Source organism: Gordonia sp. SGD-V-85 (genome assembly GCF_001456905.1).
GTDB lineage: Bacteria > Actinomycetota > Actinomycetes > Mycobacteriales > Mycobacteriaceae > Gordonia > Gordonia hongkongensis.
The window spans coordinates 1-10,966 of the sequence record NZ_LNQO01000032.1 but is presented as its reverse complement, the minus strand read 5'-3'; the positions used below and the strand labels follow the sequence as shown (position 1 = coordinate 10,966).

Here is a 10,966-nt window from a genome sequence, read left to right as displayed (position 1 = left end):
CTACAGGATTCGCGAGATCGCGTCGACGACGGTGGCGGCGAGACCGGCGGCCGTGTGTTCGCCGAGCTCGCCGCGCTGTTCGTCGGCGCGCATCATGATGACCGACTCCACCAGCCGGAAGGGGAGCAGCGTCCGCTTGTCGGTGGAGTCGCCGAGTGCCGCGGCCGCCAGGGCGGCATAGGAGTCGGCCAATTCCTGCCGTGCTGAACGGAATTCGACGAACCGCTGGTCGGCGACCTCGGGCAGCAGGTACAGGGCGCCGAGGTTCCAGCGCGACTGTGCCAGCTGATCGACATCGAAGCGCGCGAGCTCCAGCAGCCGCGCGAGCGCGGGTCCATCCCCGTCGAGGAGTACCCGCGCGCGGTCGAGTGAGGCGACGACTGTCGTCTCCAGCAGGGTCGCGAGAATGTCGTCTTTGGTGCCGAAGTAGTGGTACATCGACGCCTGTCGGATGCCGACCGCCTCGGCGATCATGCGTGTCGACGTCCCGGTGTACCCGTGGCGGGTGAACAATTCGGCAGCGGCGTCGAGGATTTCCTCGCGCGCGGTCTGCCCGCGGCGTCGGGCCTGGACCAGGCGCGGGCGGCCGCGGCCGGTCGGCGTCGGGGCCGTACTCGAGCCGGACGGCATGTCGTCTCCTCAATTGCGTCAACAGATCTCGCAACCCGGGCATCTTGCGACCCGGATTTCTCGACCCTAGCCGACAGACCGCGTGCTTCGGCTGTTCGCGGACCCGCCGACCGGGGAAATCCCAGGCTCGTTACGCGGACGTAACGGGAGTTTTCACGACCGGAACAATTCTGTCAATCGATAGAAATCAGCGAGGGCTTACCTATCAGGTGACAGGAAACAGTGCCTGCCTCAACCGTGCTCAACGTGGAGCTTTCTCTCGGAAAGGAAGACCGCGCATGACCTCCACCCCCGAAGTGGCTCCCGCGCCATCGCCCTCCTCGGCCGCTGGATCATCGTCCGGCCCGGGCGCCGGAGATGCCGACGCACACGACCTCTCGGCACTCGGCTACGACCAGCAACTCCATCGTTCGCTCGGCAAGTTCGCGTCCTTCGACGCCGGGTTCTCGTTCGTCTCGATCCTGACCACCATCTTCCAGTTGTTCGGTCTGGGTTTCGGTTTCGGCGGCCCGGCCTTCTTCTGGACCTGGCCGATCGTCTACGCCGGCCAGTTCCTGGTGGCGCTGTGCTTCGCCGAAATCGCGGCGCGATACCCGATCTCGGGCGCGATCTACCAGTGGTCCCGCCGAATGGGCGGCGAGGTCGTCGGTTGGTTCGGCGGCTGGTTCATGATGATCGCGCAGGTCGTCACCGCTGCCGCGGCCGCGATCGCCCTGCAGGTCGTCCTGCCGTCGATCTGGATCGGCTTCCAGATCATCGGCGACGACCCAACCCTCACCACCACGAGCGGTGCGGCCAACGCGGTGCTGCTCGGCTCGGTTCTGCTCGTCATCGTGACCGCGATCAACTGCATCGGTGTCCGGTGGATGAGCCGGGTCAACAGCATCGGCGTCGTCTGCGAACTCGTCGGTGTCGTCGCGGTGATCCTGGCACTGTTCACCCACGCCCAGCGCGGTCCCGACGTCGTCTTCGACACCGGCGTTCCCGGTCAGCAGCCCGGTTACATCTGGGCGTTCATCGTCTCCGGTCTGATGGCCGCGTACGTCATGGTCGGTTTCGGGTCGGCGGGTGAGCTGGCCGAAGAGACGAGGGACCCGCGCCGCGTCGCACCGCGCACTATCCGGATGGCGCTGACCGTCTCGGCCATCGGCGGCGGACTGATGCTGCTCGGCACCCTGATGGCGGCACCCACCCTCGATGAGCAACTCGCGACCGGCGGTCTGCCGTACGTCCTCGATTCCGTGCTCGGCAGCTTCTGGGGCAAGGTCCTGCTCGCCGACGTGGCGGTGGCCATCTTCATCTGTACCCTCGCCATCCAGACCGCCTGCTCGCGTCTGATGTTCTCCATGGCTCGCGACGGCCGGCTCCCGTTCTCGGCGCAACTGGCACATGTCAACAGCCGCACCGGGACCCCGATCCTGCCGTCGATCCTGATCGGTGTGCTCTGCATCGGCATCCTGCTCGTCAACGTCGGCAACTCGGCGATCTTCGCGACCCTCGCCAGCGTGTGCATCATCCTGATCTACCTCGCCTACCTGGCCGTCACCGGCCCGATGCTCTACCGGCGGTTCCAGGGCTGGCCGCATCGCGGCGGCCGGGACACGCCGGCCGTCGACGCCGGTGGCCGAAAGCTGTTCAGCCTGGGCCGATTCGGTATCGTGGTGAACGCCCTCGCGGTGCTCTACGGCGTCCTGATGGTGATCAATCTGGCGTGGCCGCGGGCCGAGGTCTTCGACCCGTCCGGTGAGATGCCGATCCTCCGCTGGGCCGGCCCCATCTGCATCGTGGCGACCGTCCTCGTCGGCATCGCCTGCTACCCCCGCGGAAAAGAACACCCGCGACCGGTGACGACCTCCCCGTCCGCCTGATGCCCCCTTGCTCCCTAATCCGAAAGAACCGCACAACCTCTGCTCCCTGAGGAGCGCCCGGAGCTTGCGGAGGGCGCGTCACGAAGGGTCCTGGCGAGACGAGTTGCGAAGACCCTTCGTGACGCTCGCAAGCTCGCTCCTCAGGGAGCAGGGGGAGACGCTCGAAAGCTCGCTCCTCAGGGAGCAGGGGAGACCCTCGCAAGCTCGCTCCTCAGGGAGCAGGGGGAGACGCTCGGAAGCTCGCTCCTCAGGGAGCAGGGGGAGACGTTCGCTAGCTCGCTTCTCGGGGAGCAGGGTGGCACCCGAACACCATCTACAACAAGGAGTTCCGAATGAGCACGATCACCGCGGCGGGTACCGGCACCACCATCGGCGCCCGCGAACACGCCCGTGCGCAGGCCGGTGCCATCACCGACAGCATGCCGGTGGTGCCGCCATCGGCCTGGCCCAACCCGCCCGCAGACGTCCCGCCCACCTCGCTGACCTGGGCGGAGACGGTGCCCGGTGGCCGCTACACCAGCAAGGTCCTGGCACGGGGGACCCGGTTGCGGCTCACCGATGTGGCCGGCGCGGCCTGCGCCCATCTGCTGCTCTGGCGCGCCGACACGCCGTGGGAGCGTCTCAACGTCGCCGACACCGTGAAGGTCCCGTGGCAGGCGTACCTGGGTGCGGGTCATCCGCTCCTCAGCGATCAGGGCCGCGTGCTCGCGACCGTGGTCGCCGACGACTCCGGTCACCACGACGCTCTGTGCGGTACCTCGACCCTCGCGGGCAATACCGCGAGATATGGAGCCGGGGAGGTGTATTCGGGTAGTCCGGCCGGTCGTGAGCTGTTCACGCTCGCGGCCGCGAAGCACGGTCTGACACCCACGGATGTGGCGCCGTCGCTGTCGTTCTTCCACGGCGTCACCGTCGACGCCGACGGGACACTGCGCTCGACCGGCAGCGCGGGCCCCGGGCGTTCGGTCGATCTGATCCTGCATCTGCCGTGCACGGTCGCGATCGCCAACACCGCGCATCCGCTCGACCCGTCGCCGCATTTCGACACCACCTCGCTGGAAGTGCTGGCGTGGCAGGCGAAGAGCGACTTCGACACGCTGCTGGCCGAGGTCGCCGGCACCGACCCCGAGTACCAGCGCGCGGTCGCCAACTCCGAAGACGTCTGGGCCGCGGCTCATCACTGAGCCGACCCACAGAGAGGACCACCCATCGTGACCGAGACAAACACCGCACTCATCACCGATTTCGCCTCGGCGCCCGCCGCCGAACTCGCTCTCGTCCCCGGCGCCGTCGTCGACGACGCGCATGTGGGCGACCGGGCTCCGTGGTCGGGCGTCGTCGCCGCCGGCGACGTGCTGACCATCGTCGACCTGCACGGCAACCAGGCCGTCGACACGCTGTTCTACGCCGCCGCCGACACTGCCCAGCGGTATTCGGCCCAGGCGACGATCGCCGCGCAGGGCAACATCTTCCTCACCACCGGCAGCGTGATCCGTGACCACGACTCCACTCCGCTGATGACGATCGTCGCCGACGAGGTCGGCAACCACGACACCCTCGGCGGCGCCTGCTCGCAGGAATCCAACACGCTGCGCTACGGCCACCACACCAAGCACCAGCACGCATGCGTCGAGAACTTCCTCATCGAGGGCAGCCGGCACGGCCTCGGCAAGGCCGACCTCGTCGGCAACGTCAACTTCTTCATGAACGTCCCCGTCGATCCCGACGGCTCGCTGGGGATCGTCGATGGGTTGTCCGCCCCCGGCAAGCGACTGGCGCTGCGCGCCGAGGTCGACACCCTCGTGCTCATCTCGAACTGCCCGCAGATCAACAACCCCTGCAACGGATTCGATCCGACGGCGGTGCGCGTCATCGTCACCCGGCCGTCCTGACCTCCGTTCACCTCCACGCCCCCCCGGGCGTCGCCTGACTCCGACGAGGAACCCACCATCATGTCTGCCACCACCACGGGCGCGGTGACCGTACTGCGGTCCGGTCCGCTCACCACCATCCAGGACTGGCCCGGCCGGGTCGGGTACTGGAAGGTCGGCGTACCCCCCTCCGGTCCGATGGACGACCTGTCCTTCCGGCTCGCCAACATCGCTGTCGGCAATCCGGGGACGGCAGCCGGTCTCGAGATCACGCTGATGGGGCCGGCCCTGCGGTTCGACCGGTCCGCGGTCGTGGCCGTCACCGGGGCGCCGGTCCCGGTGACGATCAACGGAACAGTTGCACCGCAATGGGTTCCGCTGACTATCGAACCAGGTGACGTGCTCGACATCGGATCGATCGGTGCGCTCGGCATGCGGGCGTATCTGGCGGTGGGGGGCGGGTTCGACGCCGCCGATCACCTCGGGAGCCGGTCCACCTTCACCATGGGCAAGTTCGGCGGGCTCGACGGGCGGGCACTGGTGGCCGGCGACGATCTCGCGTTGCTGGGTGCGCCGGTCGGCGCGCCTCGGCGCATCCTGTCCGACGAGCAGCCGGCGTTCACCAACAGCTGGCAATTGGCGGTGACCGTCGGACCCCACGGCGCCCCGGAGTTCTTCACCGAGGACGACATCGCCGATCTGTTCGCGACCGACTACGAAGTGCACTTCAACTCCGACCGGACCGGTATCCGGTTGATCGGCCCCAAACCCCGGTGGGCGCGCGACGACGGTGGCGAGGCCGGTCTGCACCCGTCGAACATCCATGACACCGCCTATTCTGTCGGTGCCCTCGACTTCACCGGAGACACACCGATTCTGCTCGGCCCGGACGGCCCGAGTCTCGGTGGATTCGTGTGCCCGGTGACGGTCACGACCGCGCAGCGCTGGAAGCTCGGGCAGCTGAAGCCGGGTGACACGATCCGGTTCGTCGCGGTGCGCGGTGACCGTGCGGCCTCGCCCGCAGAGGTGGGGCTGGGCCGGCGAGCGTGCTTCGTCGACGTCCTGTCGTCGGGCGGCGACGCCGACAACGGAATCCTGGGCACCACGACGACCGCCGACGGATCGACCACCGTCACCTACCGCCGGTCCGGCGACGACAACGTGCTCGTCGAGTACGGCGAGATGCACCTCGACCTGGCCCTGCGGGCCCGGGTACATGCGCTGGCCGAGCGGATCGCCGCCGAGAAGCCGCGCGGGCTCATCGATCTCACGCCAGGAATCCGCTCCCTGCAGGTGAAGGCGGACCCGGACGTGTGGTCGCAGGCGCAGATGCTGGAGTGGCTGACCGAATGCGAAAGCCAACTGCCGGCCGCCAAAGACCTCGTGGTGCCGAGCCGTACGGTGCACCTGCCGCTCTCATGGGACGACCCGGCCACTCGCGAAGCAATCGAACGGTACATGCTCGGCGTGCGGTCCGACGCCCCGTGGTGTCCGTGGAACATCGAGTTCATCCGCCGGATGAACGGCCTGGACTCCGTCGACGACGTGTACCGCACGGTCTTCGACGCCAGTTACCTCGTCCTCGGTCTCGGCGACGTCTATCTCGGTGCGCCGGTGGCTGTTCCGCTGGATCCCCGCCACCGCCTGGTCACGACCAAGTACAACCCGGCCCGCACCTGGACCCCGGAGAACGCGGTGGGTATCGGCGGCGCCTACCTGTGCATCTACGGCATGGAAGGCCCGGGCGGTTATCAGTTCGTCGGACGGACAACCCAGGTGTGGAACCACCGGCATCCGTTGCCGGCCCCGGGTTTCGATCCCGAACATCCGTGGCTGCTGCGGTTCTTCGACCGTATTCACTGGTATCCGGTCAGCTCGGAGGAGCTGCTCGACATGCGGGCCGACGTCGCCGCCGGGCGCGGCGACAGCACGAAGATCGTCGACGGCGAGTTCTCGCTGGCCGCGCATCAGCGCTTCCTCGACGAGCACGCCGGCGACATCGCCGCTCGCCGGGAGACGATGGAGATCGCCCGTGCGGAGGAGCGCGAGAGATGGTCGTTACAAGGTGAATTCGCTGCGCGAGCGGCCGGTGTGAGCGTGGCCGACGGCGGAGCGTCGGAGAACGCGGACGACGAGGAGCGGGTGGCATGAGCAGGATCGACGAGGTGTACGCGCGGATCGCCGAGGCGAATCGTCCGGAGGTGTTCATCACGCTCCGGCCCGAGGCCGAGGTGCGTGCCGAATACGAGCGGTCCGTCGCGACCGGCGGACCGCTGGCGGGCATTCTTCTCGCGGTCAAGGACAACGTCGACGTCGGCGGTCTGCCGACCACCGCCGGGTGTCCCGGTTTCGCTTTCACCCCCGAGGCCGATGCGCCCGCGGTCGCCGCCCTGCGTGCGGCCGGCGCGGTGGTGCTGGGCAAGACCAACCTCGACCAGTTCGCGACCGGACTGGTGGGAACGCGCAGCCCCTATGGCGCGGTGCGGGATTCCCGACGCCCCGACCGCATCTCGGGTGGATCGAGCTCGGGATCGGCGGTGGCGGTCGCCCTCGGATTCGCCGACATCGCCATCGGGACCGACACCGCCGGGTCGGGTCGGGTGCCGGCGGGCCTGCAGGGCATCGTCGGTGTCAAGCCGACCCTCGGTGTCGTCTCCACCGACGGAGTCGTACCCGCCTGTCGGAGCTACGATGTCCTCACCATCTTCGCCGCCGACCTCGCGCTGGCCGACCGATCGGTTGCGGTGATGGCGAAAGCCGCTGGGACACGCCCCTTCCCGAAGTCTATGCCCTACGCCGCGCCCGAACGCCCGGTCGTCGCCGTGCCCACCGAGCTGCCCGGTCTGGACGACAGATGGCGCGCCGCGTTCGACGACGCGGTGCATCGTGCCGAGGCGGCGGGGCTCATGATCAAGACCATCGACCTGTCGCCGTTCCTCGAGGCCGCCCGGCTCCTCTACGACGACGCGCTCGTCGCCGAGCGATACGAGGCGGTGGGGGAGTACCTCGATTCCGTTGCCGATCCCGGCGCCGCCGGCCTCGATCCGACGGTGTCGGCCATCATCGGTGCGGCGGACCGTTTCTCGGCGGTCGACCTGTTGCGCGCCCGTCGTCGGCTGGCGGACCTTCGTGCGGCGGCGATGGACCAGTGGGGCGATGCGACGGTCCTGATGGTCCCGACCGCGCCGGCGCACCCGACGCTCGCCGAGGTGGCCGCCGATCCGGTGGGCGTGAACTCGCGGATGGGCACGTACACCAACTTCTGCAACCTCTTCGACCTCTGCGGACTCGCGGTGCCGGCCGGGACGGTCATCGAAGGAGACGGCAGCACAGCCCAGTTCGGCGTCACGTTCCTGGGCGTCGCGCATGCCGACGCCGTGCTCGTCGACGTGGCACGTCGCTTCGTCGGTGACGACTCGGTGGCGTCCTCCTGGGCGGAGCCCGACGATGCGATCGAACTCGCGGTCTTCGGGGCGCACATGCGGGGTGGGCCTCTGACGCACGAGCTCAGCGAACGGGGTGCCCGGTGGGCCGGCGAGGTCACCACGACCCAGTCGTACCGTCTGGTCGCACTTGATACGACCCCGCCCAAACCGGGACTGATCCGCGATCCCGAGGCCGGCCGTGCGATTCGCGGCGAGGTGTGGACGCTCGCCCCGTCGGCGCTGGGGGAGTTCCTGGCCGCCCTGCCCGAGCCGATGATGCTGGGCAAGGTCGAGATCGCCGCGGGAGAGAGCGGTCCTGCCCGCTGGCTCGTGGGATTCGGGTGCGCCGCCGACGCCGGTGCCACCGGTCAGGGTCTCGATCGCGACCGCTGGTAGGGGTGGGACGTCTGACCAGAACCGCCGATTCGTGCCATTTCCTCCGATCGACCATCTGTTCACCGAGCGTGATGATTCACTTACTCAGCTCGGGCGGTCGGGGAGAAGAGGGTGGGACGGATGACCAGGTTGGGGCGCAGCGGAATTCAGCGATCGGAGAAGGTCGCTCGACGCGAGAACCGGAAGCAGCGGCGGCAGCATCGTGCGATCGCGGGGGCGGCCGCGTTGGCGACCGTAGCCGCGATCGGAGCGGGGCAGGTCGCGGAGCCGACGGTGGCCGAGGCCGCGGTGATACCACCGGCGATCGGCGAACTCGACGACTGGCTGAACGGTTTCAACAGCGGAAACCCGCTCGGCAGTCTGATCTCCGAGATCGGGAACGGCGCGCTCGCCGACATCGCGGAGCAGTGGCGCATCCAGAGCTGCCTGTCCGGCGGCGTCCGGGACGGGGCCGACTGCTCTCAGTCGAGCACCGAGCTCGGCGGCATCGGACTCGCCGTCGTCCTGCCCGACCGCATCGAGGTGGTGCCGGTCGCGATCTACGATCCGGTCAAGCAGGTGTTCGACACCGTGTCCGGTTCGGTCCTCGGCGACATCCTCCGCTTTCTCGGCATCGACCTGCCGCCGACGATGACCGACGGCCCCGCCACCGAGGGTTCGGCGACGGTCGCCGGGAACGGCTTCCAGTTCGCGCTCGCATACCGTGGCGGCGACGCAACTGCGACATCGTATCTGCCGCTGAGCATCGCGACCGCGGGGGCGAGTGACGGACGGACGGCGAGGTCGTTCGCACTGATCGGGATGGCACACGCGTGGAACACCGGGCCGCTCGACGTCACGGTCCTCGGCGAGACGATCACGACGATCCCCGGCGTCCAGGGCGTGGGTTGCTATGGCGGCCTCACCGGTGCCTATGCCGACGGCGTCGGAGCCTGCGCGAACGTGCTGGGCACCTTCGACTTCCGGTGGCAGCAACCGAACGGCGAACTCCAGTTCGCGCTCACTGACCCGACAGCGCTGATCGCCGATCCGGGAGGGGTTCTCGGCGGACTCGGCGCCGACGTTCTCGAGGGTCTGCTCGCCGGCGCCCTGAGTGGTTCCGGAATCGACTTCGACGGCGACTGGATGTCGCTTTCCAAGGACTTCGCCCGCCTGAGCATCGGGGGCGACTACGACCTGTTCAGCGGGAACTTCCTCCGGCTGACGAGCGATTACGGATTCACGGCTCCGATCACCGTCGACTGGCTGGGTTCGACCGTCACCTTCCGGCCGCTGGTCGAGGTCAACGGCGAGCTCCGGCCGAATCGACTGGGCATGCCGGTCATCGAATTCGGGCAACTCGACACCGGCGAACTCGTCCCCGTGATCCGCATCCCGAGTTACGAGTTCCCGTTCGGCCTGCCCGCCACCGATCCAATAGACACCGGCGCGTCGAACACTGTGGCGCGCACGAGCATGTCGGTCGTCGACACATCGGCGGATTCGGCCGCCACCGACGATGAGACCGACGAGGCCGATAGCTACGTCGGCAAGCACCGCTCGGCGGAGAACTCCTACGTCGGCAAGCACCGGGCGCCGGCGACCTCCGAAGAGGGTGGCGTCGGGAACTCGGATGCCGGAGACTCCGACGCGCCCGAGCCCGGCGGCTCGGACTCCGACACCTCGGATCCTGACACTTCGGATTCCGACGGAGCCGGTTCCGACGCCGCGGACTCCGACGCCGCTGATTCCGACACCTCTGATTCCGATGGCAACGACTCCGGTAGCGACTCGGACTCGAGCGCCGATTCCGATTCCGGCAGCGATTCCGAAGATGCCGCGGCCTGATCCGAAAGTGTTCCAGGCTCGCTGCGCTCTGAGGGGAGGGGGCCGGGCCGGGGCTGACTCACCGCCTGGCTATTGGTTGCTGTGAAGGCGGGAACGGTTGATCTCAAGTGCAGCTTCGATCCCCCCGGACCCCACCGGGATCTCTCGCGAAGAGATTGCTAACGACATCTTCCGCGACAGTGCCCCGGTGGGCAGGGGTTTGTTTTAACACTGTGGAGTTGTCAAGGGTCGTGTGGCGTCGGGGTCGATGCCCGAGGGTCTGGTGCGGCGGGGACGGTTAGACGAGTGCGTCGTCGAGTCGCATGGTGCGCCGATTGTAGGCGGGTCGGGGGAGGCGTTTCTGGTCGATGTCGGCGGGTGGGATCAACCAGGGATGCCGGTCCGGGCCCATCACCACCTCCCAGCCGTGGTGATGGACCTGGGTGTGGCAGCGCTGGCAGAGTAGGCAGCCGTTGTCCAGATCCGTCGGTCCGCCGTCGGCCCAGTGGACCAGATGATGCACTTGGGTATGTGCTGCTGGGGCACCGCATTTCACACAACACGCATCCCGCACGACGATCGCCTGACGTAAGTGATGCGGAAACAGTCGTTTCGTCGTCCCCATCCGCAGCGGCACCCCCTCGTCGTCGAGGACGATCTCGGCGACCCCGCCGTCACACGACAACCGACGCGCCGTCGATGCCGTGACCGCGCCCACCCACGGCAGAATCGCCGGGCCCACACCATCAGCGGGGATGGTCACCACTACCTGAGTGCGGGGTGCACCTGCGGTGGTCATCGCCGCACCGATCGCGGCCTGATCGAGCAGTAGCTCCAACCCGTCCGCACGACGCTGCCCGACATCACGGCGGTCGTCGGCCCCGTCGGGTTCGGGACGCGGACAGGAGCGTTCGTCGATCATCGCCAGGAACTTCTCGCCGATCACCGCCGTCACATCGCCGGTGATCGC

At 68.2% G+C, this 10,966-nt stretch carries 8 protein-coding genes; 6 read left to right on the top strand and 2 right to left on the bottom strand.

From position 1 onward, the window contains the following. Positions 1-630, bottom strand: a complete 630-nt coding sequence (locus tag AS181_RS23290; RefSeq protein WP_058253821.1) for a TetR/AcrR family transcriptional regulator — start codon at positions 628-630, stop codon at positions 1-3. 278 nt (positions 631-908) lie between these two features. On the opposite strand from AS181_RS23290, the gene AS181_RS23285 reads away from it, so the two are divergent. From AS181_RS23285 to AS181_RS23260, 6 genes are all read left to right on the top strand, one after another. Beyond that, a complete protein-coding gene (locus AS181_RS23285; protein WP_058253820.1) occupies positions 909-2,498 on the top strand; it encodes an amino acid permease in 1,590 nt (529 codons plus the stop codon). 332 nt (positions 2,499-2,830) lie between these two features. After that, entirely contained in the window at positions 2,831-3,682 is an 852-nt protein-coding gene (locus AS181_RS23280) for an urea amidolyase associated protein UAAP1 (RefSeq protein WP_058253819.1), read from the top strand. 27 nt (positions 3,683-3,709) lie between these two features. Further along, positions 3,710-4,390, top strand: coding sequence for an urea amidolyase associated protein UAAP2 (locus tag AS181_RS23275; protein ID WP_058253818.1), 681 nt, complete (start codon positions 3,710-3,712; stop codon positions 4,388-4,390). 60 nt (positions 4,391-4,450) lie between these two features. After that, positions 4,451-6,520 carry a 5-oxoprolinase/urea amidolyase family protein gene (locus AS181_RS23270; protein WP_058253817.1) on the top strand — a complete coding sequence of 690 codons (2,070 nt, stop codon included), beginning with the start codon at positions 4,451-4,453 and terminating at the stop codon, positions 6,518-6,520. Then, positions 6,517-8,190: an allophanate hydrolase gene (atzF, locus tag AS181_RS23265; protein WP_058253816.1), complete on the top strand. Its 1,674-nt coding sequence runs from the start codon at positions 6,517-6,519 to the stop codon at positions 8,188-8,190. The genes AS181_RS23270 and atzF overlap by 4 nt, the downstream gene beginning before the upstream one ends. Positions 8,191-8,310: 120 nt before the next feature. Further along, positions 8,311-10,017, top strand: coding sequence for a hypothetical protein (locus tag AS181_RS23260; RefSeq protein WP_078113651.1), 1,707 nt, complete (start codon positions 8,311-8,313; stop codon positions 10,015-10,017). Positions 10,018-10,294: 277 nt separating this feature from the next. Here the strand turns inward: AS181_RS23260 and AS181_RS23255 are convergent. Beyond that, positions 10,295-10,966, bottom strand: a 672-nt coding sequence (locus AS181_RS23255; RefSeq protein ID WP_139114267.1) for an HNH endonuclease, incomplete at its 5' end; no start/stop codon positions are given.